Source organism: Mycobacterium sp. 1164966.3, assembly GCF_001665395.1.
GTDB lineage: Bacteria > Actinomycetota > Actinomycetes > Mycobacteriales > Mycobacteriaceae > Mycobacterium.
In genome coordinates, this window is sequence record NZ_LZSG01000067.1 from 1 (window position 1) to 25,339 (window position 25,339).

At 66.2% G+C, this 25,339-nt stretch carries 21 protein-coding genes; 12 read left to right on the forward strand and 9 right to left on the reverse strand.

Annotated features, from left to right (window positions below; genetic code table 11):
- Positions 1–364 precede the first annotated feature (364 nt).
- Positions 365–1,390, forward strand: a complete 1,026-nt coding sequence (locus tag A9W99_RS24005; RefSeq protein ID WP_067384368.1) for a hypothetical protein — start codon at positions 365–367, stop codon at positions 1,388–1,390.
- 68 nt (positions 1,391–1,458) lie between these two features.
- Here A9W99_RS24005 and A9W99_RS24010 read toward each other — a convergent pair whose 3' ends face one another.
- Positions 1,459–4,062 (reverse strand): FAD-dependent oxidoreductase, encoded by a 2,604-nt coding sequence (locus A9W99_RS24010; RefSeq protein ID WP_067384371.1) that lies wholly within the window; start codon positions 4,060–4,062, stop codon positions 1,459–1,461.
- A gap of 137 nt (positions 4,063–4,199) precedes the next feature.
- On the opposite strand from A9W99_RS24010, the gene A9W99_RS24015 reads away from it, so the two are divergent.
- Positions 4,200–5,705 (forward strand): NAD(P)/FAD-dependent oxidoreductase, encoded by a 1,506-nt coding sequence (locus A9W99_RS24015; RefSeq protein ID WP_067384578.1) that lies wholly within the window; start codon positions 4,200–4,202, stop codon positions 5,703–5,705.
- Between the two features lie 31 nt (positions 5,706–5,736).
- Here A9W99_RS24015 and A9W99_RS24020 read toward each other — a convergent pair whose 3' ends face one another.
- Positions 5,737–8,928, reverse strand: a complete 3,192-nt coding sequence (locus A9W99_RS24020; RefSeq protein WP_067384374.1) for an adenylate/guanylate cyclase domain-containing protein — start codon at positions 8,926–8,928, stop codon at positions 5,737–5,739.
- A 131-nt stretch (positions 8,929–9,059) separates the two neighbouring features.
- Between A9W99_RS24020 and A9W99_RS24025 the strand changes: the two genes are divergently transcribed.
- From A9W99_RS24025 to A9W99_RS24045, 5 genes are read left to right on the forward strand one after another with little or no spacing between them, the layout of a single operon-like run.
- Entirely contained in the window at positions 9,060–10,496 is a 1,437-nt protein-coding gene (locus A9W99_RS24025) for an FAD-dependent monooxygenase (protein WP_067384377.1), read from the forward strand.
- A 54-nt stretch (positions 10,497–10,550) separates the two neighbouring features.
- The gene (locus A9W99_RS24030) at positions 10,551–11,744 is read left to right on the forward strand and encodes an amidohydrolase family protein (RefSeq protein WP_067384380.1); all 1,194 of its coding nucleotides are present in this window, start codon (positions 10,551–10,553) and stop codon (positions 11,742–11,744) included.
- A 10-nt stretch (positions 11,745–11,754) separates the two neighbouring features.
- On the forward strand, positions 11,755–13,479 hold the full coding sequence (locus A9W99_RS24035; protein ID WP_067384382.1) for an amidohydrolase family protein: 1,725 nt from the start codon (positions 11,755–11,757) through the stop codon (positions 13,477–13,479).
- On the forward strand, positions 13,472–14,689 hold the full coding sequence (locus tag A9W99_RS24040) for a cytochrome P450 (protein ID WP_067384386.1): 1,218 nt from the start codon (positions 13,472–13,474) through the stop codon (positions 14,687–14,689). The genes A9W99_RS24035 and A9W99_RS24040 overlap by 8 nt, the downstream gene beginning before the upstream one ends.
- Before the next feature lie 12 nt (positions 14,690–14,701).
- Entirely contained in the window at positions 14,702–15,793 is a 1,092-nt protein-coding gene (locus tag A9W99_RS24045) for a S9 family peptidase (RefSeq protein ID WP_253870341.1), read from the forward strand.
- A gap of 407 nt (positions 15,794–16,200) precedes the next feature.
- Here the strand turns inward: A9W99_RS24045 and A9W99_RS24050 are convergent, their stop codons facing one another.
- Genes A9W99_RS24050 through A9W99_RS24075 form a run of 6 tightly spaced genes read right to left on the reverse strand, consistent with a single transcriptional unit; the run spans position 16,201 to position 20,805 of the window.
- Positions 16,201–17,295, reverse strand: a complete 1,095-nt coding sequence (locus A9W99_RS24050) for a bifunctional RNase H/acid phosphatase (protein ID WP_067384389.1) — start codon at positions 17,293–17,295, stop codon at positions 16,201–16,203.
- A complete protein-coding gene (locus tag A9W99_RS24055) occupies positions 17,292–18,029 on the reverse strand; it encodes a zinc ribbon domain-containing protein (RefSeq protein WP_067384392.1) in 738 nt (245 codons plus the stop codon). Before A9W99_RS24055 ends, A9W99_RS24050 begins: the two co-directional genes overlap by 4 nt.
- The gene (locus tag A9W99_RS24060) at positions 18,019–19,167 is read right to left on the reverse strand and encodes a Nif3-like dinuclear metal center hexameric protein (RefSeq protein ID WP_067384394.1); all 1,149 of its coding nucleotides are present in this window, start codon (positions 19,165–19,167) and stop codon (positions 18,019–18,021) included. Before A9W99_RS24060 ends, A9W99_RS24055 begins: the two co-directional genes overlap by 11 nt.
- On the reverse strand, positions 19,164–20,171 hold the full coding sequence (gene cobC, locus A9W99_RS24065; protein ID WP_067384396.1) for an Rv2231c family pyridoxal phosphate-dependent protein CobC: 1,008 nt from the start codon (positions 20,169–20,171) through the stop codon (positions 19,164–19,166). Before cobC ends, A9W99_RS24060 begins: the two co-directional genes overlap by 4 nt.
- 32 nt (positions 20,172–20,203) lie before the next feature.
- Positions 20,204–20,587, reverse strand: a complete 384-nt coding sequence (locus A9W99_RS24070; RefSeq protein ID WP_067384401.1) for a type II toxin-antitoxin system VapC family toxin — start codon at positions 20,585–20,587, stop codon at positions 20,204–20,206.
- On the reverse strand, positions 20,584–20,805 hold the full coding sequence (locus tag A9W99_RS24075) for an antitoxin (protein WP_067384583.1): 222 nt from the start codon (positions 20,803–20,805) through the stop codon (positions 20,584–20,586). The genes A9W99_RS24070 and A9W99_RS24075 overlap by 4 nt, the downstream gene beginning before the upstream one ends.
- Before the next feature lie 110 nt (positions 20,806–20,915).
- On the opposite strand from A9W99_RS24075, the gene A9W99_RS24080 reads away from it, so the two are divergent.
- The 3 genes from A9W99_RS24080 to A9W99_RS24090 are packed head-to-tail and all read left to right on the forward strand — an operon-like array spanning position 20,916 to position 22,889.
- Positions 20,916–21,575, forward strand: coding sequence for an HAD-IA family hydrolase (locus A9W99_RS24080; RefSeq protein WP_067384586.1), 660 nt, complete (start codon positions 20,916–20,918; stop codon positions 21,573–21,575).
- Positions 21,568–22,062 (forward strand): low molecular weight protein-tyrosine-phosphatase, encoded by a 495-nt coding sequence (locus tag A9W99_RS24085; RefSeq protein ID WP_067384403.1) that lies wholly within the window; start codon positions 21,568–21,570, stop codon positions 22,060–22,062. The genes A9W99_RS24080 and A9W99_RS24085 overlap by 8 nt, the downstream gene beginning before the upstream one ends.
- Positions 22,062–22,889: an SURF1 family protein gene (locus A9W99_RS24090; protein ID WP_067384404.1), complete on the forward strand. Its 828-nt coding sequence runs from the start codon at positions 22,062–22,064 to the stop codon at positions 22,887–22,889. Before A9W99_RS24085 ends, A9W99_RS24090 begins: the two co-directional genes overlap by 1 nt.
- Here A9W99_RS24090 and A9W99_RS24095 read toward each other — a convergent pair.
- Positions 22,871–23,803, reverse strand: coding sequence for a cobalamin biosynthesis protein (locus A9W99_RS24095; protein WP_067384406.1), 933 nt, complete (start codon positions 23,801–23,803; stop codon positions 22,871–22,873). The genes A9W99_RS24090 and A9W99_RS24095 overlap by 19 nt on opposite strands.
- A gap of 301 nt (positions 23,804–24,104) precedes the next feature.
- Here A9W99_RS24095 and A9W99_RS24100 point away from each other — a divergent pair, with 301 nt between their 5' ends.
- Positions 24,105–24,920: an oxygenase MpaB family protein gene (locus A9W99_RS24100; RefSeq protein WP_067384409.1), complete on the forward strand. Its 816-nt coding sequence runs from the start codon at positions 24,105–24,107 to the stop codon at positions 24,918–24,920.
- 4 nt (positions 24,921–24,924) lie between these two features.
- Complete coding sequence (locus A9W99_RS24105) at positions 24,925–25,317, forward strand: VOC family protein (protein WP_067384411.1); 393 nt, start codon at positions 24,925–24,927, stop codon at positions 25,315–25,317.
- Positions 25,318–25,339 lie beyond the last annotated feature (22 nt).

A 25,339-nucleotide genomic window follows, 5' to 3' on the forward strand; every position in this document is an offset into this window, starting at 1 on the left:
ACGAACCCTGAGCGCCGCCTCGCTGGCCCGCCCCCCCCCGCCCCCCACCGGCGGTCCCACCGTGCCCCGGACCCACCGGGGAGCGCGCCGACTGGTGGTGGTACGACCCATTCCAGCCACCCCCACCCACCACCAACTAGGCCGGGTCAGGCGGGTCACGAGCCGCACGCTGTGTCAGCTCAAACCAGTTGAGGCAGAATACAAATCGCCTGCACTGCGCGCTGCGATCCTCCTCAGATAGCGGGTTCCGGCGCGCGGACCGCCGCGAAGAACCCGCGCGGTGCGGCCTGACCGGTCGGCAAGGCCCATGCCAACTCGCAAGAATGGGATCGGTAGGTGTCCGGCGGTGCCCCATACTTCGAAGATGACCCTCGACGACCGGCCGGCGACGTCGCGCCAATACGTGGCATCTGCTGTCGTGCCGATCACCATCTCCGAACGGGTGCAAATAAATTTCAAATGGTGGCCCCTGGGGCTCATAGTGTCGGCCGTTCTCGTTAGCGTCGCGCAAGCGGCCGCCCCGGGACCATACATCGATTGGCTAGTGCCCATACCAGCCATTCTTTTCGGGTTGCCCCCTCTGGTGCTCGCCAGTCGGTTTGCTGTCCGCTTCTTGAGGTCCAGAAAGATCCTCGTTTGCGTCACGAGTAGTGGCCTGACCGTCAGCCGCTGCCCTGATGATGTGTTCTTGTTCAGTGAGGCACAGTTGGGCCGATGGAACTTTTCCGACCGCCGGTTCGGCGGGATGACGAACGGGACCGCGCTTCACCTACGAAGCGGTGATCACCGCTTCGTCCTCGGCGGACGAGATCATCGCGTGGGGGCCAAAGCACGGCTGCAAGCAGAGCCTGTTGACATCGTCGACGCATGGATGTGGGCCGGGGAGTTCACTGAACTTCTGAGCACGATCTCCGGCCGCAGCGAGCTGGATGTGCGGCCGCCTCTGCCGGAGGAACCGACGCGCTGTCTGCTGTTTCGAAAGCCGTCATATAAAGCCGTGGCCTCGAAACCGAGCAAGGCTATTGAGGTTGGCGCACAACAGATCTCGGTGATCAACTCAGATACGAGCGCGCGAATTGAGTCCGCTCCACCCGCCCAGGTGACGGCGACACCAGCACAATGGACCTTCTCCGGTCGGATCAAGAGCACCCTGCCCGTCCTGGTCGTGCGCGGTCCTGGAGTCCAACCGCTCAGCATCGGATGTCTGGATGGCATCGGCGTGCAAGGACCTCGATTCTCGTTCAACCCCAAGGGCCAATACCGCTTTGGGTGGCGCGGCGAAGTAGCTAAGACGAAGGAACCCGCGTATTGGGTCTCGGGCGCCGATTGGCTGGCGCTCGTTGAGAAATTCGGGCTGACCTCGCAGCTGGAAGACAAAGCACGTCATTGACCCCAATCCTCGAAGGCGCAGTCCGCACACAGCTCTTGCGCAAGGTCCCACGACGGCATTCGTGAGTTTCAGGCGGGCTCGGGCGTGCGCACGGTCACGAAGAACCCGCGCAGCGAACCCGCCAGGAGTGCTCGCACCGGCGCGCCAGAGATGACCACGTCGACCATCCCCAACGACTGATGGGTGTGGCCGCGCGCGCGGACATGCTGCGTCGGAACGCCGGCCGCATCGAGCGCGGCGGCGTAAGCCTCACCGTCGTCGCGCAGCGGATCGAACTCCGCCGTCACTACAATCGCCGGCGGCAGCCCGGACAGATCGGCGGCATGTAAGGGTGCGAAACGTGGATCGCCCCGATCCGCCGGGTCGATGTAGTGGTCGTAGAACCACCGCATCATCGCAGTGGTGAGGCCATAGCCATCCGCATTTTCGGCGAAGGATGCACTCGTCGTGCCGCCGGACGTTGTCGGCGTCAACAACGCCTGCCCGACGATATTCGGCCCACCCAGGTCCCGCGCCAGCTGGCATACCGCCGCCGCGAGCCCACCGCCCGCACTCCAGCCACACACCGCGAGTTGCCCCGGCCGGCCGCCGAGCGCCTGGGCATTGTCGGCGACCCACTGCACCGCCGCCATGGCGTCATCGATCGCAGCAGGGAATCGGTGCTCGGGCGCGTGGCGGTAGTCCGCCGAGACGACGACCGAGTCGCTGTGCACGCAAAGGTCGCGGCATAGCGGATCGTCCGAGAGCGCGTCGCCCAGAACGTAGCCGCCGGCATGGAAATAGACGACGACCGGATGCGGACCCGGGGTGGGCGGCCGGTAGAGCCGGTACGCCAAATCTTCTGCGGCGCCGGGCAGGACGCCGTCGACGATCTCACCGACCCCTGGCCCCGGCGGGCGGACCGTCGCCATCTGCGTGTAGCGGGCGCGGGCATCCGCCACCGACATCGATTCCATCGGCGGCAGATTCAGCGCAGCCACCGCGTTGAGGAACATCTCGACGTCCGGTTGCAACCGGCGCACCACTCCGTCGTTGCACTGCGAGGCGCCGGGTCCGGACAGCCTGAAGCCCAGGTAATCGCGGGCGACCACCTCCTCGCAGCTGAGATGGTAGAAGTCGAGGCCGGCGCAGTAGGGCAGAAAAACCCGTGGCTTACCAGGCACATTGGCGCCCATGTACCAGGAGTTCGCCGCCGGGTAGAGAGTGATGTCGGCGCAGTCGTGGACGTGTTGCGTCCAACCGGCTTCCGCAGTATCGGTTGGCTCGATGACATCGAAGCCGGCTGCAATCAGATAGCCGAGGCAGTCGAGCACCCAATCCGCGTGCTGTTCGATCGACACGGCCATGTTCGACAGCACCGAGGGACTCCCGGGACCGGTGATGAAAAACAGGTTGGGGAATCCGACCGTTGCCAACCCGAGGTAGGTGTGCGGCCCGTCGGCCCATTTGTCCTTCAGCGCCAAGCCGTTTCGGCCCCGGAAGTCGACGGCCGTTATCGCACCGGTCACGGCGTCGAACCCGGTCGCCAAGACGATCATGTCCAGGGTGAACGACTCGTCGACCGTATCGATACCGGTTTCGGTAACCTGTCGGATCGGATGTTTGCGGACGTTGACGAGGCGCACGTGCGGCAGGTTGTAGGTAGCGTAATAATCCGTATCCAGGCAAGGTCTTTTCGTCCCGATCGGGTGATCGGTGGGACACAGATCGGCCGCGGTCTCCGGGTCGTCGACGATGGAGCGGATCTTGTTCCGGAAGAACTCGGCGAATTCGTGGTTGGCGGCCGGGTTGCTCATCACGTCGGCGAAGGCGTTGACCGATTCGAACAGGAAGCCACCTTCCCAGACGCGCTCATAACGTTCCTGGCGTTCGGTTTCCGAGACACTGAACGTCGGCGTGATGCTGCGCTCCATCGGGATGCCGGCGGGCGACACGCGCGCCGCCGCACGGTATTCCGACTCATTCGCCAGTTGCGCGAGCTTCTCCGGCGACAACGGGCCATTGCGGGCCGGGATCGAAAAATTCGGGGTGCGCTGGAGTACCACGAGCTCTCGCGCTTCCCGGGCGATCATCGGAATTACTTGAACGCCAGAGGAACCTGTCCCGATCACCGCAACACGCTTGTCCCGAAAGTCTACTGGCTCGTGCGGCCAGCTGCTGGTGAAGTAGACCTCGCCGCCGAACCGGTCGAGTCCACCGATTTCGGCCGGCTTGGGCATGGACAAACAGCCCGTGGCCATAACGACGAAACGGGCGGTGACGTCGTCGCCACCGGAGGTGCGCACATGCCATAGCGACGAGTCGTCGGACCAGCGTGCCTCCTGGACCCGCGTCGAGAAGGTGATGTGGCGCCGCAGGTCGTGCTTGTCGGCGACATGGTTCAGGTAACTTAGGATTTCGGGCTGGGTGGCGTACTTCTCCGACCATTGCCAGTCGCGCTGCCAGTCCGGATCGAAGCTGTACATGTAGTCCACGCTGGGCACGTCGACCCGGGCACCCGGATACCGGTTCCAGTACCAGGTGCCGCCGAGGTCGTCGGCCGCTTCGAATACGCGGAACCGGTATCCAGCGCGGCTGAGACGGTAGGCGAGGTACAGGCCGGCAATGCCTGCGCCTACCACGATGACGTCGACGTCCGGCGTCGGTCGGTCTGTGCTGGCGGTATCGGTCATCGATCGATCATCGCGCCGCGCCGATCAATTGTCCTGAGTACGGCAATACTTGATTGCCATAGGCCCGGCGCCGGGCTGTGCACCGGGACGAGTCGTGGATGATGGTATCCGCCCTGACCGGGACTTATCGTGGTGACATGAGCGCGCAGACCGCCGAGTACTTAGACGTACTGATCATTGGCGCCGGGTTCTCGGGCATCGGCGCCGCTTACCGCATACGGGAACGCAACCCGCGGCTGAGCTATGCGGTACTCGAACGGCGCTCGCGACTTGGCGGGACGTGGGACCTGTTCCGCTATCCGGGCGTACGCTCCGACAGCGATATCTACACGCTGTGCTTTCCGTGGGAGCCATGGACCCGGCCCGAGATGATCGTCGACGGCGACCACATCTGGGAGTACCTGGACGAGACGGCGCGCAAGCAGCACATCTACGAGCACATTCAATTCAACACTTACGTGCGGTCCGCCGACTGGAGCTCCGAGACCGACACCTGGACAGTGCATACGCGACGGGACGGCGCCGAGAAGACCTTCGGGTGCCGATTCCTGTTCTTCGGGACCGGCTATTACGACTACGACAATCCCTATCAACCGACGTTCCCGGGCATCGAGGACTTCGCTGGCGAGGTGATACATCCGCAACACTGGCCAGAATCATTCGACTACGCGGACAAGCGGCTTGTGGTCATCGGCAGTGGTGCGACGGCGGTCAGTCTGGTCCCCGCCTTGGCCGAGAAAGCTGCGCACGTGACAATGCTGCAGCGCACGCCGTCCTATATGATCTCGGCGCCGAAGGTGGAGCCCACGGCCAATGCGCTGCGAAAAGCCTTGCCACTGCGCCTCGCTCACTGGATCGTTCGGTGGCGCAACGCGTTCGTCGCCCAACTCATGTGGGTTATCGCACGCAAGGCACCACAGTTCAGCAAATGGCTGCTGCGTCGCATGGCCGAGCGCAATCTGCCCGAAAACTATCCGATTGACACCCACTTCGCGCCGCCATACGACCCGTGGGATCAGCGACTGTGCTTCCTCGTTGAGGCCGACTTGTACAAGGCGATCAGTGACGGCAGTGTCGAAATGGTGACCGACCACATCGATCACGTCGACGTCTCCGGTATCGCGCTCAAGTCCGGCCGGCGCATCGACGCTGACGTGATCATCGCGGCGACGGGGCTACAGCTGCAGGCGCTGGGCGGCGTCACCGTGAGCGTCGACGGCAAGAAGATGGACCCGCACGAGCACTTCCTGTACAAGCGGCACATGTTCTCCGACGTCCCGAACATGGCCTGGAGTTTCGGCTACATCAATGCTTCATGGACGCTCGGGGCCGACCTGACCGCCCAGTCTGTCGCAAAACTGTTGGAGCACATGAACTCTCACGGTTACACCCACGCGTATCCGCACCTGGGCGAAGCGGAGATGGCTGAGCAGCCGACGTTCCACCTGGAGTCGGGTTACGTGCAACGTGGCCGAAGTGTGCATCCCAAATCCGGCACACGCAGGCCGTGGAAAGTCAGCCACAACTTTTTGAGTGATGCACTGAGCCGGCCCTTCGACCGCATCGACGAGTCGATGGTGTTCGGCCACGCCCGGGATGAACGCGCGTGGCAGGTCGGTGCGAGGCACGCGGTTAGTGGGTGAATGCCTGCGGGTAATGGGCCGACGAGTTCCGTTATGGCATCGCCTCAGCCCACTTGATGTGGCCCTCGAAACCTAGCGTTGTGGCCATGGCGCGGTAGCGGTTCCGATGGTCGCGGTAGGCGGCCTCTTCTCCGCGAGCGCGAGCAAGCAGCGCCCTCAGTCGAAGCAGCGAGATCTCGTTCAGTACGAAGCCGGGATCCGTCGGCACAGCCGCCAACTGATCCATCGCGTTCTCGGCCTCGTCGAGATCGCCTTCGCCGCCGCGTTGAACCAGTGCCTCCACCAGGACGGTGACTGCCAGCGCGGTCCAGATGCACCCACCGGAATTGAACATGTCGTCGACGACGGAGCGAGCCAATTCGATTGCGCCGCCCAGTTCGCCGGTCCGCGCCTTCTCCCGCGCGACGTGGATGTCGGCCATCGGCAAACTGGTCACCGTGAAAAGGTTGTTCGCGGCGCGCTCCCGCACTTTGGCCAGCAACTCGAAGCCATGTTCGCGCGCGGAGCCGTCCTGATACGCGAGAGCGAGGCCATGAACTCCTCGAGCCAGGTCGAGGGCGAGATTGTCACCCGATTGCTCTGATATTGACAGGAATTCCGCGGTGTGGCGCAGGGCTGTCGCGTCGGGCAGCAGCACCCCGTACGGGATCGCGTAGGCGTACGTGAACCACATGACACCCCCATGCGTTCCGGGGTCGGTCATGAGGGCGCGCGCCGTCGCGATGGCCCGGTCGAAGTCACCCTTCCAACCGGCAATGCCGAGGCACCATCGGGCGAAACCGCGCATGCTGATCGCCTGCGTCAAGGGAGACTCGAAGACTAGCTTCCCTTTGGCGGGATCATCCTCCGCAAGGTCAATGGCGAGCTGGGCAAAACGAAGCACGTCGGCCATTTCGGCGGTCTCGTGCTTGGGAATCATCGCGGCGAAGGACAGCGCGACCGTCAATGTGGGATCGCCAATCGCCTCCAGCAGTTCGACGAGTTCGTCGGCGAGACGCGATGCCTCGCGGCGGGTCGCTTGCATCGATCGCCACGTCAAGAAACCCGACATTCCAACGGCGAGCGATTGCCGATCTGCTGCAGCGGTGCACAGCTCACGCAGCTCCTCGAAGCCGGTATCTGCGCCACTGCCGCCCACTCGATACGCGGTCGCGCACAGCAGGGTGCGGGGCTGGATCCGCATGTTCAAACTGTCAGGGTCGTCGTGGGGGAGCCGATCGGCCACCTGCTGGGCCCGTCGCCAACTCGTCCGCCCCGCGCGCATGTCGCGGAAGACGGACCACGAGCCGGCGCGCATGTGCCAGTCGAAGGCCTCATGCAAATCCCCCGCCGCCTCAAGGTGTTCGGCGATCAGCGCCGCGTTCTCGTCAGCCGACCCGCCCGCCTCGATCGCTGCTGCTAGCCTCCGATGCGACTGCGCACGAACGGATTTCAGTTGTGACTCGTAGGCAACCGTGCGGATCAGCGGATGACGAAACGCATACTCGGCGTCCGGTGCGAACCTCACCTGAGTGACAAGTTCCCCCTGTATGAGCGGCGCCAGGTCCATGTCGGGAGTTAGTACGGCCAACAGATCGGCGTCGAAGCGCCCCCCGATGACCGCCGCGGCATTCAGCGTCCGTTTGGCCGACGCCCCAAGGCGATCTATGCGTGCGCCGATGGCGGCCTGCAGCGTGGCCGGTACATCGGCATCCGCAACGTCACCGCTCGGTTGGTAGGCACCGGGCTGGCCTCGCAGCAACCCTCGTTCAGCGAGATCGCGCACGATTTCCTCAACGAAGAACGGGTTTCCGGCGGCGCGACCGGAGATTTGTGCCACCAGTTCGTCGGTTGATGATCCAGCGCCGAGCAGCTCAGCCATCAATGCCCGCGTGTGCGCTTCGCTTAGCGGACGCAACGCAATTGTTTGGGCGCCAGGAACGCGGCTTAATGCGCCTTGGTATTCCGGGCGATAGGTGATCAGGACCAACGACGGAATCTGGGGCGTGACAGTCATAAACTCGGCCAGCATGGACTCGCTGATTTCATCGATCCAATGCGCATCTTCGACGATGTAGACCGCGGCGTCGGGCCGGTCCAGTGCTCCGGCATTGATCAGCGCGGTCAGTCGTCGGCGGCGCGCGTCGGCGGCGATATCCGGAAGCGGCATGGCCGAATCGCGGATACCCAGGAGATCGTCGAGCAGTAGCAAGTCTTCGGGGTCGGCCCACGGAAACCGTTCACGGACTTGGATGCGCGCGGCGTCGGCCGCAGATTCGTCGATTCCTAACGCCGACCGGAGCATCCTGCCTACCACGTGGAACGGGACATCACTGGTATGCGACTCGCAGTACGTACCGAACACCGGTACACCGCGGCCATCCGCCAGCGCGGCGGTTTCCCGGACCAGCCTGCTCTTGCCGATTCCCGCCGGCCCCACGATGTTGACGACGCAGCCCCTCCCGGCTATCGCCTCTTCGAGGATTCCGCTGATGGTCGTGAATTCCCAGCCTCGCCCGACCAGCTTGGACTCGGTGCGGCGATGAGGCCGGTGCTCGCCGATGGCCAACAAGCGCCGGGCGATCACCCGATTGCCGCCCTTGATCTCAACCGTTTCGGGCTCACCAAGGACGACGGCGCTCCCAACCAACCTGGCCGTCGAGTCGCTGAGCGCCACCCCATCCGGCGGCGCCACCGACTCCATCCGCTGAGCCATTCCGACTTGCTCACCGATGGCGGTATATCCCACTGGGCCCGAACCGATCTCGCCGGCAATTACCTGGCCGGAATTGAGGCCCACCCTCAATCGCAGGTCCACGCTGTCGAGTTCCCGGACATCGGCAGCAAGTCCCTGTGCGGCTTCCTGAAGCCCCAAGGCCGCCAGACAAGCACGAATAGCGTGGTCTTCCAACGCCACCGGCGCACCGAACACGGCCATGATGCCGTCGCCGGTGAACTTGTCCACCGTGCCGCCGTAGCGCTGGACCACCTTTACCGCACGATCAACCAGGTCGGCCATGATCTCTCGCAGGCGCTCGGGACCCACCGCGGCAGCGATCTCCATCGAATGCACGACGTCGGCGAAGAGAACAGTGACCTGCTTGTACTCCGCCGACTGCGCCGTCGTAACCGGTGCGCCGCACTCATTGCAGAACTTGGAGTTCGGCGGCAACTCGGTGCCGCACGAACCACACGTCAGTCCCGCCGCCGTGGGTGCACCGCGACCTTCATCCACGCCAGTCATCGTGTCATCGCTGGTAGACGATGTCTGCCATATCGATGTGTCGAGTCAGCAAACCACTATTCATCGTCCGGTGAATTGTGCTATGGTCGGAGATATTCATCAATCGATGATTTGTTATGGGAGGTCATCGCATGAGCACAGTTGACGTGGTTGTCGTCGGCGCCGGGCCCACCGGATTGATGCTGGCCTGCGAGCTCGCGATGCGCGGTGTTCGCGTGCGGGTCTTAGAGGAGCGGGGCGACCTGCCGAACATCACGCGGGCTTTCGGACTGCACGCACGCACCCTCGAGCTGCTCGACGCACGCGATATGGCCGATGAGATCGTGCAGCGCGGCGTTCCCGTCCGCGAGGTGGTGCCCGCCCCCGGGGCCACGCTCAACCTGAGGGAGCTACCTAGTCGCTATCCGATGGTGCTCATAGCGCCTCAGAGTCTCACCGAACGTGTGCTGTCTGCCAGGGCATCGCAACTCGGCGTCGACGTCGCGCACGGAAACAAGGTGGTCGGCCTCGAACAGGATCAAGCGGGTGTCGCCGTGCGACTAGCGGACGGCACCATTCAACGCGCCGACTATGTGGTGGGGTGCGACGGTGCGCGCAGCGCCGTGCGAAGACTGCTTGACATCGACTTCGTCGGCAAGCAATACCAGACACACATCCTGCTCGCCGACGTGCACCTGGCGCAGCCGCCGTCAGAAGGGCTGTCCGCCAAGGCAAGTGCTGACGGCGTCGTGCTCTTGGTGCCGTTCGGCGATGGGTGGTTCCGCGCGATCGCGTGGGATCGAACACGTGAACAGGCTCCGCTTTCCGAGCCCGTTACCTTGTCCGAGATCCGGGCCGCATTCCTCCGTATCGCGCACACCGACTTCGGCATGGCCGACATGCGGTGGAGTTCGCGTTTCCTTTCCGAACGACGGCAGGCCAGGCGCTACCGGGTGGGCCGGGCTTTTATCGCAGGCGATGCGGCGCACGTACATTCGCCACTCGGCGCGCAGGGCATGAACACCGGCATTCAGGACGCGATGAACCTTGGATGGAAGCTCGCCCAAGCAGTCGGCGGATCCGCGCCACCGTGGCTGCTCGACAGCTACGAGGAGGAGCGACACACGGTCGGGGCGAACGTGCTCAAGCTCACCGACGGCTTCAACCAGCTCGTGCTCGGTCGCAGCCTGTTGCGAAGGGTGGTGCGTCGAGTTGCCATCACATTGCTGCTGAACATCCCCGCGACCAGGCACATGCTGGAAGGCCGCCTCAGTGGGATCGGGATCAAATATCCCCACCCGCGCAACGCGCATCCATTGACCGGGCATCGGATGCCCGACATCGACTGCTCAGGCACGAGGCTGTACGAGCTGATGCGCGACGGTCGGTTCATCCTGCTGACGCGCGACAAGGTTGATATCGGCCGCTTCGACGTGACGGTCGCGGTGCACGTCCACGCGGGGCTGCCGTCCGGGGTGTTGGTGCGACCGGACGGATACGTGGCCTGGGCCGGTGAGCAGGCGGAAGCTGCGGCGGCGGTGGACCATTGGTGCGGCGCAACGCAGCCAAGCGCCAATCCAACGAAGTGATTCGGCACCGATCTTTGGTTGACACGGTCGGAAAACCGACGATAGTCAACTGGTATGGCGCTGCTGCCGGATCCTGATCCTCGGCAGCGACAACACGTCGTCATCTCGGTCGACGACCACGTCATCGAGCCGCCCGACATGTTCACCGGCCGGCTTCCCGCCAAATTGGCCGACAAGGCACCCAAGGTTCTCGAGACCGACGACGGTCGCCAGGTGTGGCGCTACGAAAACCGCGAGTACCCGAACATCGGACTCAATGCGGTGATCGGGCGCCCGCACGAGGAATGGAGCATGGAGGCCGCGCGGTTCGACGAGATGCGCCGCGGCTGCTGGGACATCGACGCGCGCATCGCCGACATGGACTTGGCCGGCATTTGGGCCTCGCTGAACTTCCCATCGCTGATCGCGGGTTTCGCCGGGACAGTGTTCTGGAAGAGCGACGACCTGGAGTTGGGTCTGGCGACATTGCGCGCCTGGAACGACTGGCACCTCGAGGTGTGGGCGGGCAGCTACCCGGATCGGATCATCCCGTTGCAGCTGCCGTGGCTTGCCGACCCTCAACTCGCTGCCGAGGAGATACGCCGCAACGCCGCGCGTGGTTTCAAGGCGGTCAGCTTCCCCGAACTACCTGCCCAATGCGGTATCCCGAGCCTGCACAGCGGCGCATGGGAGCCGTTCTTCGCGGCCTGCGAGGACACCGACACCGTCGTGTGCCTGCACACCGGATCGGCCCAGTGGGCGCCAATTCCGGCTCCCGACACGCCATTTGAGACAATCACCACCCTGTTCCCGGTCAACGGCCTGGTGGCCTGCGCGGACATGCTGTGGTCGGGCATTCCGGTCCGATACCCACGGCTGAACATCACCCTGGCCGAGGGGGGTCTGGGCTGGGCGGCCATGCTCGCCGACCGAGCCGACTACGTCCTGGCCCACTCCGCGTGCGGGCGTGAGGGCGGCTCCTGGAAGAGCGACCTGCTGCCGAGTGAGGTGCTGAAGCGCAACTTTTGGTTCTGCTCCATCGACGACCCGTCGGCGTTCGGCGCACTCGACGCGATCGGGGCCGAACGCATCCTCGTCGAAAGCGACTACCCGCACGCCGACTCCACCTGGCCCGACACCCAGCAGGTCGTCGCGCGCAACGTCGCCAACCTGTCGAAAGAGGACGCCGCGCGGATCACCCATCAAAACGCCGCGCAACTGTTCCGTCACCCCTTGCCGGACGACGGGTGGCTGGCGGCGCCAGTCTAGGGAGGCTGAAGTGCTCGACCTGTTGATCCGCGATGCCCAGATCGTCGACGGCACCGGCGCGCCCGCGCGGCACGGCGATGTCGGCATCAGCAACGGCCGCATCGCCGCCGTCGGCGAAGTCGATGAGCTTGCCACCAAAACCGTTGATGCCCAAGGCCTTACATTGGCTCCCGGCTTCGTCGACCTGCACACCCACTACGACGCTCAGCTGTTCTGGGACCCGACCGCCAGCCCGTCTCTCCAACATGGTGTCACTACCGTCTTCGGTGGCAACTGCGGCTTCACGCTGGCGCCCGCGACCGAGGACCAGCATGACTACCTCACCCGGATGCTCGCGCGTGTCGAAGGGATGCCGCTGGACGCGTTGCGGGCCGGACTGGATTGGGGCTGGGCATCTTTCGGCGACTGGCTCGACCGGTTAGAGGGCCGTATCGCCGTCAACGCCGGCTTCCTGGTTGGTCATTCGGCGCTACGACTGGCCGCGATGGGCGGCGACGCCGTCGGCGGTCACGCCTCGCCCGAGCAGATTGAAAAGATGGTCGGGGTGCTGCACGACGCCCTCGACGCCGGCGCGCTCGGCTTGTCGACGTCGCAATCGCCGACCCACAACGACGGCGCGGGCCAGCCCGTCCCCTCACGCAGCGCGTCACGCGACGAACTGGTGTCGCTGGCGGCGGGCCTGCGCGACCATCCGGGCACGACGCTGGAAGCCATCATCCCCGGCTGCTTGTCGGGATTCACCGACGAGGACATCGCGCTGCTCACCGACATGTCCGTCGCCGCGGACCGGCCGCTGAACTGGAACCTGCTGGCTGTTACGGCGGCCAACCCGGACGGGCACCGAAAGCAGTTGCGCGCCGGGGAGATTGCCGCCGAACGCGGTGGTCGAGTGGTGGCGCTGACCCTGCCCCAGGCCATGAAGATCCGGCTGTCCTTCCTGTCCGGCTTCGTGCTCGACGGGCTGCCCGGGTGGCGCGACACCATGCATCTGCCCGTCCCCGAGCGGCTGGCCGCCCTCGCCGACCCCGAAACCCGTCGACGCCTCGCCGAGGGCGCTTCGTCGAAGGAGGCGGGCATGCTGCGCGGCCTGGCGCAGTGGGACCGGCTGGTCCTGGCCGAGACATTCGCCGACGAGAACGCCGACGCCACCGGCCACAGCGTCGGCGAGGTCGCCGCCGCCCGCGGTAGCGAACCGTTCGACACGCTGTTGGACATCGTGATCGCCGACCAGCTGCGTACCGGGCTCAGTCCGCCGATGGCCGGCGACGACGCGGCGGACTGGCGGATGCGCGCCGAGGTGTGGCGCCATCCGGGGGCGGTGATCGGCGGCTCGGACGCCGGCGCTCATCTCGACATGATGTGCGGCGCGATCTATACGACGTCGCTGCTCGGCCGCGGGGTCCGCGAGCACCGGGTGGTGACGCTCGAGGAAGCGGTCCGGTTGATCACAGACGTGCCGGCGCGGTTCTACGGCTTGACCGAGCGTGGCCGCATCGCGCCGGGCTGGCACGCCGACCTGGTGCTGTTCGACCCGGCGACCGTCGGGCATGGGCCCGAGCGCACCCGCTACGACCTGCCCTCCGGCGCGCCGCGCTTGGTCGCCGACGCTCACGGCATCGCGTCGGTGCTGGTGGCGGGAGTCGAGGTATGCCGCGACGGCACGGCCACCGGCGCCCTGCCCGGCACCGTGCTGCGTTCTGGCCGCGACACGCAGACGGTGCCGGCTCATGGCTGACACCGCGACCGAACAGTTCGACCCCGCCACGCTGCAGGACGGGCTGCTCTTACAGGTCGACAACGTGCACGAACGGCTGCGCGAGGCACGGGCCCGGCACCGGGTGATGCGGGGAAATCCATTCGCCGAGGTCAGCGGGGGGCAGCTCAGAGATCTCGGGGTGACCGTACTCGGTTTCGACGAATGCCAGCACGTGCTGACCCATCCGGACACGTTCTCGTCGTCGATCTACGACCAGATCATGGGCCCGGTGATGGGTCGCACCATTCTCGAGCTCAGCGGCGCCGAACATCGCGCCCACCGGGCACTGGTGTCACCGTCGTTCCGATCGGCACTCTTGGAGCGGTGGCGCAGTGACCTGGTGGAGCTGGTGGTCGACGAACTCATCGACCGGTTCGCCGCACGGGGGCACGCCGAGCTGGTCCGCGAGTTCACCTTCGCGTTCCCGGTCCAGGTCATCGCGCGCATCCTGGGCTTGCCCCGCTCCGATTACCCTCGTTTCCAGCGGCTGTCGATCGAGCTGCTCAACGTGGTCTACAACTGGGACGCCGGTATCGCCGCGTCGACGGCGCTCAAGGCGTATTTCGGTGAGGTGCTTGCCGATCGGCGCCGCAACCCGCAAGACGACTTGGTCAGCACGCTGGCGGAATCCGAGATCGACGGCGCGCGGCTCAGCGACGACGAGATTTTCGCGTTCCTGCTGCTGATCCTGCCGGCCGGTGTGGAGACGACGTATCGCTCCTCGGGCAACCTGCTGGTCGCGCTGTTGACCGAGCCGGGACTGCTGGAGGCGGTGCGTGCGGATCGCGGCCTAGTCCGCGAGGCGATCGAGGAGGGGCTGCGCTGGGAACCGCCGATCAGCTCGGTGGTGCGGCTGGCGGTTCGCGACTGCGTGCTGGGCGGGGTGGAGATTGCGTCGGGAACGAACGTCAACGTGAGCGTCGCGGCGGCGAATCGGGACCCGGCGCACTACCCGGACCCGGACCGCTTCGACCCGACCCGAACACACATCACCCACCTCACGTTCGGCGGTGGCCCGCACCTGTGCCTGGGCATGCATCTGGCCCGGATGGAGACGACGGTCGCCCTCAACGCGCTGCTGGATCGGCTGCCCGACCTGCGGTTGGACCCGAGCGCGCCGCCGCCGAAGATCGCCGGAATCGCGTTCCGCTCACCGGCAGCGTTGCCGGTCGAGTTCACCGCGGCGTAGCCGGTGCCGACGATGTTGCTGCTCAGGTTGACCAGCGCGGTGCTGGCTGTGGCTGGTATCGCGGCGGCGGGATGCGCCTCACATTCGCCCAGATCGGCTGGGCCGTCGACGACCGGATCCGCAGCGGCCTCGTGGGTGGAGGATGCCGTCAGGTTTCCGGTGGGAGAGATGACGGTCTACGGCACGCTTCGTCACCCCGCCGGCGAGGGTAGGCCGGTGCCGGGCGCACTGCTGATCGCCGGCAGCGGGCCGACGGACCGCAACGGAGACTCAGCCATCATGCCCGGCCCAATCGACACCCTGCGGAACCTCGCCAACACCCTGTCCGACAACGGCGTGGCCAGCTTGCGCTACGACAAGCTCGGCACCGGTGAGACCGGCCTGGGGCCCTACGCCAGCGACCCGGCGAAACTCGACATGGCTGTTTTTCAAGATGAAGCGACCGCTGCGCTCGAGTTCCTGGCCGGCCACTCCGGCGTCGATCGTGATCATCTGATGGTGATCGGCCACAGCGAGGGCGCCCTGTATGCGCTGCTGCTGGCCACTGCCGCGCCCGGAACCACTCCGCCGGTGCGGGCCCTGGGTCTGCTGGAGCCGCAGAGCCGGCGCATCCTCGATCACATATCCCTGCAGGCGCACGCGCAGGCCGGCGCCGCGGTCAAGGCTGGACAACTCTCCGCCGCGCAGGCCGCCGAGAGCACCGCGGCGATTGACCGAGCCATCGCGGAGTTCCGCGCGACCGGAAACGTCTCGCCCGACGAACCAGCCGGACTGAAGCCGGTCATCAACCCCGCCAACGCGCGGTTTTTGCAGCAGGAAGATCCCATCGATCCGGCGGACTTGGCCGGCAAGCTGCCCAGCGGCATGCCGGTACTCGTCGCGTGCAGCGACGCGGACACACAGATCAGCTGCGAAGACGTCGACCACCTGGTGTCCGGCCTGACCAATGCCGGGACCAAAACCGATTACGTGCACTTGACCGGCGTGAGCCATGTCCTCAAGGAGGATTCCAGCAAAACAGCGGGCAACTACACCAAGCCGTTGCCGTTCTCCGCTCAACTCGCCGCGGCACTGGCGTCGTTCGTCAAACAGAACCTCGCGTGAGCATACGTGAAAGCTTCACAGAAACAGCGGATTTGGTGCTCTGCAGCACTCTTGCTATAAGCAGAGGTTTCGAGTGGCGGTCGGCCCATCGCCAGGCCCAATGGGATTAACGGCTTTCGGTGTGAGCTGACGGCTTTCGGTGTGAACTTACGGCTTTCGGTGTGACTGTAGGGTGGGAATCGGCGCTGATCCTCCGCCCAGGCTTCACACGCAAAGCCCAGGATTCACGCTCAAAGCCAAGAAATCACAACCAAACCCGAGATCAGGAAACCGCGGGCGACTGACGCGCCACAAAGGTCGCTGTGAGCCGGGCCCAAGCGGTGCCAGCGATGCACCGACGTCCGGCCACCCACGAACTTCGGTAACTGCAACAGTCCTTCTGATGGGGCACTTGCCCGCAAGCGGCGCTAGAGGTAACCCGTCTGGTTCACCAAGCGCACCGAAGATGCTCCGTCGGAATAGAATTCGGCGATGCTGAGCGACGCCAGGTCGAGGTGCAGCCGATACAGGATGCCCGGCCCGGCATCCAGCGCGAGCCGCAGCAGCATCTTGATCGGCGTCACGTGCGACACCACCAGCACCGTGGCACCTTGGTATCCCGCGATGATCCGTTCGCGGGCCCGGCGCACCCGCTCCAGTGCGGCGTCGAAGCTCTCCCCGCCCGGCGGTTCCGTGCTGGTGTCGCGCAGCCAGCGACGATGCAGCTCCGGATCGCGCTGAGCGGCCTCGGCAAAAGTCAACCCTTCCCAGGCCCCGAAGTCGGTCTCGATCAAATCGTCGTCGACGGTCACGTCCAGCCCGAGCGCCTTGGCCGCTGCCGCCGCCGTGTCGTAAGCGCGCTGCAGCGGCGACGAAATCACCGCGGCGATCCCGCCGCGCTCTGCCAGATAACGTGCCGCGGCCCCGGCCTGCTGCCGTCCCAGCTCGGTAAGCGCCGGATTGCCGCGCCCGGAGTAGCGGCGCTGCACCGACAACTCGGTCTGCCCGTGGCGCAACAGCAGCATCCTGGTCGGCGTACCCCGAGCACCGGTCCAGCCCGGCGGAGACTGGGGCGCAACATCTTTCGAGGACCCAATTACCGATGCCTCTTCGGCCACAATGGCCGCGGCGTCCATCGCCTCGTTGGCCAGCCGGTCGGCATGCGAATTGCGCTCCCGCGGAATCCAGCTGTAGCTGATCCGGTCGAATCGCGACGCCAGCGCTCGCGCCTGCGCGTAAAGGTTCGCGAGGCCATGGTTCTTGACCTTCCACCGGCCGGACATCTGCTCCACGACCAATTTGGAGTCCATGGAGACGGCCGCCTCGGTGGCGCCCAGTTTCACAGCAGCGTCCAGACCCGCGATCAGGCCTCGATACTCGGCCACGTTGTTGGTCGCGCGGCCGATGGCCTCCTTGGTCTCGGCCAGTACGGTGGCGCCGTCCGCGCTGCGGACCACCGCGCCGTATCCGGCCGGCCCGGGGTTCCCGCGCGATCCCCCGTCAGCCTCGATGCGCACCTTCACTGCTGAAATTCCTTGACCCGCAGCAGAATAGCGCCACATTCCGGGCAGCGAACGACGTCGTCTTCGGCGGCCGCGGTGATGCGAGCCAGCTCGCCGCGGCCGATCTCGATCCGGCAGGCGCCGCAGCGATGTCCCTGCAATGGCCCAGCGCCGGGTCCCCCGCGGGCACGCTGTCGTTCGTAGAGCGCGGAAAGGGCGGGGTCCAGTGCCGCTGCCAGCTGGTCGCGTCGTGACGAACGTTGCTGACGGGCCTGGTCGATATCGCCGACCGCGGCATCGAGGGCCTGCTGGGCGTTGGCCAGATCGGCCTGCAGCGCCTCGATCGCTTTCAGCTCGGCGGCGAGCTGCTCCTGCAGTTCCTCGCGGTGCTCCATCACCTCCAGCAGGGAATCTTCCAGGCTGGTCTGACGGCGTTGCAGAGTCTCCAGCTCGTGTTGCAAATCCGCCAATTGCTTGGCGTCCGTGGCACCCGACTTGAGCAACGACCGGTCCCGGTCTTCGCGCTGACGCACCGCATCGATCTCCGACTCGAAGCGCGACACCTCGGCGTCCAGATCCTCCACCGCGATTCGCAGGGCGCCCAGCCGATCATTGGCCGTGTCATATTCCGCCCGCAATCGCTCGCACGCCTCCCGCTGCGGCAGATGGCTGGCACGGTGCTCGATCCGGGACAGCTCAGCATCCAGCTCGGTCAACTCCAGCAGCGATCGTTGCTGTGCTACTTCAGCTTTCATCACTGACCTCGTCCGCCCACTCTGTTTCCAAGTTCCACGGGTCGGTGCGGACACTGCACACCCGAACCGAAAGTGCCTCATTGAACTTGCGCCGCAGCAACTCGGCAGCCTGGCCGCACCACGGGAATTCGCTTGCCCAGTGGGCGACGTCGATCAGCGCGACATCCGAGGCCCGCAGGTGCTCGTCGGCCGGATGGTGCCGCAGATCGGCCGTGACGTAGGCCTGCACATCCGCGGCGGCCGCGGCTCGCAGCAGCGAGTCGCCGGCGCCACCGCATACCGCTACCCGCGATACCAGCATGTCGGGGTCTCCCCCGGCACGCACTCCCCAGGATGTCTTCGGCAAGGCGGCGTGGACCCGGGAGACGAAGGCGCGCAACGGTTTCGGCCGCATCAGAGTACCGACGCGCCCCAAGCCGGTACCCGACGGCGGCGGTACCAGGGCGAAGATGTCGAACGCCGGTTCCTCGTACGGATGCGCGGCGCGCATGGCCGACAGCACCGCCGCCCGCGCCCGCGCCGGCGCGACCACTTCGAACCGGTCTTCGGCCACCCGCTCGACGGCGCCGACGCTGCCGATCGCCGGCGACGCCCCCTCCTGCGGCAGGAACTGACCGATGCCACTCACGCTCCAGCTGCAGTGCGAATAGTCGCCGATGTGACCGGCGCCGGCCTCGAACACCGCCGCCTGGACGGCTTCGGCGTTCTCGCGCGGGACGTAGATGACCCACTTGTCCAGATCGGCGCCGCCCGACGACGGCTCGAGCACCCCTTCGACGGTCAGGCCGAGCACGTCCGCCAAGGCGTCGGACACGCCGGGCACTGCCGAGTCGGCGTTGGTATGGGCGGTGAAAAGTGAACGGCCGGAACGGATCAGGCGGTGTACCAACGCGCCCTTGGCGGTGCTGGCCGCGACGGAGTCGACGCCGCGCAGCAACAGCGGATGATGCGCCAGCAGCAGGCCGCCGTCGGGGACCTCGTCGACCACCGCGGCCGTGGCGTCCACCGCGACGGTCACCGAATCCAGTAATTCGTCGGGGTCGCCGCACACCAGCCCGACCGAATCCCACGACTCGGCAAGCCGCGGCGGGTATGCCTCGTCCAGCACGTCGATGACTTCGGCCAGGCGCACGCTCATCGGGGCATCTCAGCGATCGCCTCGACCAGCGCCGGCCACTCCGGGCGCACCGCCGCGCGCAGATAATGCTCGTCCAACCCGACGAACGTGTCACAGCGGCGAATAGCAATACCCTTGTTGTGCAAGCTCTTTCGTATCGTTTCGGCGTCAGGGACGGTGAACAACACAAACGGAGCCCGGCCGTCGACCACGTCGGCGCCCACCGATTCCAGGCCGGCTGCCATCTGGGCGCGCAACGCGGCCAACCGCACTGCCCCGTCGGCAGCGTGGGCGACCGCTTCGGCCGCGCAGCACGCCGCTATCGCCGCCAGTTGCAACGTGCCCAGCGGCCAGTGCGCGCGCCGCGCGGTCAGCCGGGCCAGCACCTGCGGCGCGCCGAGGGCGTAGCCCACCCGCAGCCCGGCCAGCGACCAGGTCTTGGTCAGGCTGCGCAACACCAGCACGTCGGGTAACGACTCGCCGGCCAGCGATTCCGGTTCGCCAGGAACCGAATCGGCGAACGCCTCGTCGACCACCACAATCCGGCCCGGCCGCCGCAGCCTGAGCAACTGCTCGCGGGGATGCAGCACCGCGGTCGGGTTGGTCGGGTTGCCGACCACCACCAGGTCGGCATCTTCGGGCACGTCCGCGTCGGCCAGCCGGAACGGCGGGCTCAGCACCACCTGCTGCACGGGCACCCCCGCCGCGGTCAGCGCCAGCGCCGGTTCAGTGAACGACGGCGCGATGATGGCCGCCCGCGCCGGCCGCAGATTGGGCAGCAGAGCGAACCCCTCGGCCGCCCCGGCCAGCGGCGCGACCTCGTCGGGACGGCAGCCGTGGCGCTCGGCGACGGCGTCGCAGGCTTCCCGGAGGTCCTCGGCGCTGGGATAGCGCGCCAGGTCCGGCAGCCGCGCGGCCAGCCGTTGCAGCAGCCACTGCGGCGGCTGGGTATCGCGCACGTTGACGGCGAAGTCCAGCATGCCCGGCGTGACGGCCTGATCGCCGTGATAGCTCAGACTCGCCATCCCCGAAACATTAGTGCGCCGCCGCGCGGCGGCTATCTGGGCACCACGCTCATCGTGCATCGAACTTGGCTGGCACGACCCAACCGTGCATCGGCTGTCACTAGCGCACAATCGAGAGCTTCGGCCAGCGCGACATACGTGGCGTCGTACGCCGACAAGTCCTCGCGAAGTTCCCACATGCGTTCGAACAGGCCATATGCGGGGTAGCGGGTCACGGCCAGCCGGCGCCATGTCTGCAGCGCAGTCCACCCGTGGGCCGCGCTTACCCGATCTCGCTGAACTTGCCTGCGCAGCCCGCTGACGATCTCCGAATCAATCAGATGCGGGGCATGTACCCGCTCGGAGCCAATCAAGTGGCGCGCCGGCCCATCGTTGAGCAAGGCAGCCAACGCAGCCGAGGCGTCGACCACGATCATCGACCGGCACGCTCGGCGTCCATATCACCGACCAGCTCGGCCATATTGACATTGACGTCCGGCAGGTCCCCGAGCAAGGCAGGATTGTCCACGCGCCGAGAAGCCTCGGCAAGCTCACGCACGGCGACCGCCGAGACTGAGGTCCTGTCGCGTTCGGCGAGCCGTTCCAGCCGCTCGACGACGTCGTCGGGCACGTTGCGCAGGTACAGTGTCTTCACCACACCCAGGTTAGCACTGAGCTAGCTCAGCGCTTGTGCAATGCTAGCAGCCGTGCTCCTCCCGGTTGACCCGCCACCGGATCACCCACAATGGGAGCGTGACTGACACGATGCGGCCGAGCGAGACGAAGACCCCGCAACTGGTCGTCTTCGACCTCGACGGCACCCTCACCGACTCCGCCGAGGGGATCGTCGCCAGCTTCCTGCACGCGCTCGGCCACATCGGTGCGCCGGTACCCGAGGGCGACCTGACCGCCCGCATCGTCGGCCCGCCCATGGACGAAACCTTCCACGCGATGGATCTGGACGGGCGCGCCGACGACGCGATTGCCGCCTTCCGAGCCGAATACGGCAGCCGGGGCTGGGCGATGAACACCCTGTTCGACGGCATCGCTACCCTGCTGGCCGATCTGCGGGCCGCCGGCGTCCGGCTGGCCGTCGCCACCTCCAAATTGGAGCCGACAGCGCGGCGCATCCTCGCCCACTTCGGCCTCGACCAGCATTTCGAGGTCATCGCCGGCGCCAGCCCCGACGGCTCGCGCAAGACCAAGGAAGAGGTGCTGGCGCACGCGCTGGCACAGCTGGAGCCGCTGCCCGAACGGGTGCTGATGGTCGGCGACCGCAGCCACGACGTGGATGGCGCGGCCGCCCACGGTATCGACACCGTGGTGGTCGGCTGGGGTTACGGGCAGGCAGATTTCGCTGACGGGTCAAGCCCAGCGACGCACGCCGCAACCATCGACGACCTGCGGAGGGCGCTGGGTGTCTGACCATCCGCTGCACGTCACGTTCGTGTGCACCGGCAACATCTGCCGGTCACCGATGGCCGAGAAGATGTTCGCACACCAGATCCGCGAGCGTGGTCTGGCCGATGCGGTCCGGGTGACCAGCGCGGGGACCGGTGACTGGCATGTCGGCAGCGGTGCCGACGTGCGGGCCGCGCGAGTGCTGCACGCCCACGGCTATCCCACCGATCATCGCGCCGTCCAGGTCGCCGACGATCATCTGACGGCCGACCTGCTGGTGGCTTTGGGACGTAACCACGTTCGCTTGCTGCAGCAACTCGGCGTCGACGAAGAGCGGATACGCATGCTGCGGTCATTCGACCCGCGTTCGGGAGCCTATGCCCTCGACGTCGACGATCCCTACTACGGCGACCATGACGACTTCGAGGAGGTTTACGACGTCATCGAGGCCGCCCTGCCCGGCCTGCACGCCTGGGTCGACGAACGACTGGCGCAGAACGGACACGGTTGATGCCCCGTTTGACGCGGGGCCTGACGTTCCTGCTGCGGCCGGGCTGGATAGCGCTGATCCTGGTGGTCATCGCCTTCACCTACCTGTGCTTCACGGTGCTCGCGCCCTGGCAGCTCGGAAAGAACACCAGGACATCGCGGCAGAACCACCAAATCGAGACCTCTCTGAACACCCCGCCGGTGCCGTTGAAAACCCTGCTACCGCAGCAGGATTCGCCGGCGCCGCACCAGCAGTGGCGCCAGGTGACGGCGACGGGGCATTATCTGCCCGACGTTCAGGTGCTGGCCCGGTTGCGCGTGGTCGAGGGCGACCAGGCGTTCGAGGTGCTCATGCCCTTCGTCGTCGACGACGGACCGACGGTACTGGTCGATCGTGGCTACGTGCGTCCTGAGCAGGGCTCGCACGTGCCGCCGATCCCGCGTGCGCCGGAGGGCACGGTGAGTATCACCGCGCGGCTGCGAAACTCCGAGCCACTCGTCAAATTCAAGGAACCGTTCTCCAGAGACGGTGTGCAGCAGGTGTATTCGATCAACACCCAACAGATCGCGATTCTGACCAAAGTCCCGCTGGCCGGGTCGTACCTGCAGTTGGTCGACAACCAACCCGGCGGCCTCGGCGTGATTGGCGTGCCGCACTTGGACGCCGGCCCGTTCCTGTCCTACGGCATCCAGTGGATCTCGTTCGGCATCCTCGCTCCGATCGGCTTGGGTTATTTCGCCTACTCCGAACTGCGTGTCCGACGTCAGGAAAAGCAAAAGGCACCCCGGCCCGACGCTCCGATGACCGTGGAGCAGAAGCTCGCCGACCGCTACGGCCGTCGACGATAAGCCAGCAACCCGGCGAGCACCGCCGCGGCCGCCTGCACTACCCGCGACAGCCGCACCGCGCGGCGCAGATCGGCCACCGTGGGTGCCCGGCCATCGCCCAACTGCGGCCGGATCTGCAGCCCATGGTGGTACTGAGTAGGCCCGCCGAGCCGCACGCCGAGCGCCCCCGCGAAAGCGGCCTCGACGACGCCGGCGTTCGGGCTGGGATGACGGGCGGCGTCGCGCCGCCAGGCCCGCACCGCACCCGACGGCGATCCTCCGATGACCGGCGCGCACACCGCAACCAGATTTGCTGTCACCCGGGCAGCTATGTAGTTGGCTACATCATCGAGACGTGCTGCAGCCCAACCGAATCGCGCGTACCGCGGCGAGCGGTGACCAATCATCGAGTCCAGCGTGTTGATCGCGCGATAACACAGCACGCCGGGCGCGCCTCCCACCGCCGCCCACAGCAACGGCGCCACCTGCGCGTCGGACGTGTTCTCGGCGACCGATTCCAGCGCCGCGCGGATCAGTCCGGACCCGTCCAGCCGGGTTGGGTCGCGCCCGCACAAGGACGGCAGCAGACGTCGGGCGCCCTGGATGTCGTTGCCTTCCAGCAACTCCGACATCAAAATGCCGGTGCGCACCAATGACGTTCCGCCCACCGATATCCAGGTGGCTACCGCGGTGGCCGCGACGGCTGAAAGCCGGCGCTGCAGCGTCACGCCAAGCAATCCCACCGCGCCGACCAGGAGACCCACGTGCACCGCGCCGGCCATCCGCTGGTCGCGGTAGGTGATCCGCTCCAAATGCGTCGCGGCCGTGCCGAACAACGCAACCGGATGCCCCGTCGCGGGGTCAGCGAACGCGAGGTCGGCCAGGTAGCCGGCGGCGACACCGACGGCCTGGGGCTGTCGTGTCGCGGCAAGCATCCCGGCAGCGTCTCATAACGGGCTAGACGACCAACAGAACGACCAATATGACAACTACGAAAAGCTGCGAACCTAGCAGCCACCACACCTCTGGGTCGTGCTTGAAAGTTCCCTCCGACAGCCCGGAATAGGGGCTGGTAATCGGTGGAGAACCGGCGTCGGCGGGCGACGGTTCAGTTGACATGCGTCAAACATGCCCGTTTCCGGGCCCGCTAATCGCAGGCCGTCGAAAAAATTCTGCCCGGCAGCGCCTCATACGTGGTCTACTCGCACTTATGACGCCATCCGGCGGGCATCAGCGATGAAGCGGCCCGCAACCCGAGTTGCCGACCTGTTGAACCCGGCGGCGACCTTATTGCCGGCCGCCAACGTGATCATGCAGCTGTCGTTGCCGGGCGTCGGTTACGGCGTGCTGGAAAGCCCGGTGGACAGCGGCAACGTCTACAAGCATCCGTTCAAGCGGGCCCGCACCACCGGCACCTACCTGGCGGTAGCCACCATCGGGACCGAGTCCGACCGCGCACTGATCCGTGGCGCCGTGGACGTCGCGCACCGCCAGGTGCGATCAACATCGGCAAGTCCGGTGTCCTACAACGCATTTGACCCCAAATTGCAGCTGTGGGTGGCCGCGTGCCTGTACCGCTACTTCGTCGACCAGCACGAGTTCCTGCACGGCCCGCTCGACGACGCCAGCGCCGACGCCGTCTATCTCGACGCCAAGCGGCTGGGCACCACCCTGCAAATACCCGAACGCATGTGGCCGCCGGACCGGGTCGCGTTCGACGAGTATTGGAAGCGCTCGCTCGACGAGCTGCAGATCGACCCGCCGGTCCGAGAGCACCTGCACGGGGTGGCCTCGATGGCGTTCCTGCCCTGGCCGTTGCGAAAGCTGGGTGGACCGTTGAATCTGTTCGCGACGACGGGATTCCTGGCCCCCGAGTTCCGGGCGTTGATGCAGCTGAACTGGTCGGAGTCGCAGCAGCGCCGCTTCGAATGGCTACTGTCCGCGCTGCGGCTGGCCGACCGGCTGATTCCGCACCGAGCCTGGATTTTCGGTTACCAGCTCTACCTGTGGGACATGCGCTCACGCGCGCGGCGCGGACGGCGGATCGTCTAGGCCCATGACCTTCCCGGCGCTCAACCATGTCGCTGTCACCGTTCGTGACCTCGAGATCAGTGGCCCCTGGTACCGCAAGCTGCTGGGCGAACCAGTGCTTGACGAACACACCGACGCGGGCTTTCGGCATCTGGTGTGGCTGCTCGACGGCCGCACGTTGTTCGGTATCCATCAGCATGACCGTCCGGCGGCCGACGAGAAATTCAGCGAATTCCGCGTCGGATTGGACCATATCGGCTTCGGGTGTGCGAACCGCGCCGAGTTGGATCAGTGGGTCACCCGACTCGCCGAGCTGGGCATCGAACACGGCGGCATTGTGGACGCGCCCTACGGCTCGGGGTTGAGCTTCCGCGACCCCGACGGGATTGCCCTGGAGTTCTTCGCACCGCCCGGCTAGAGCGACCCGGCACTCGCTTGCG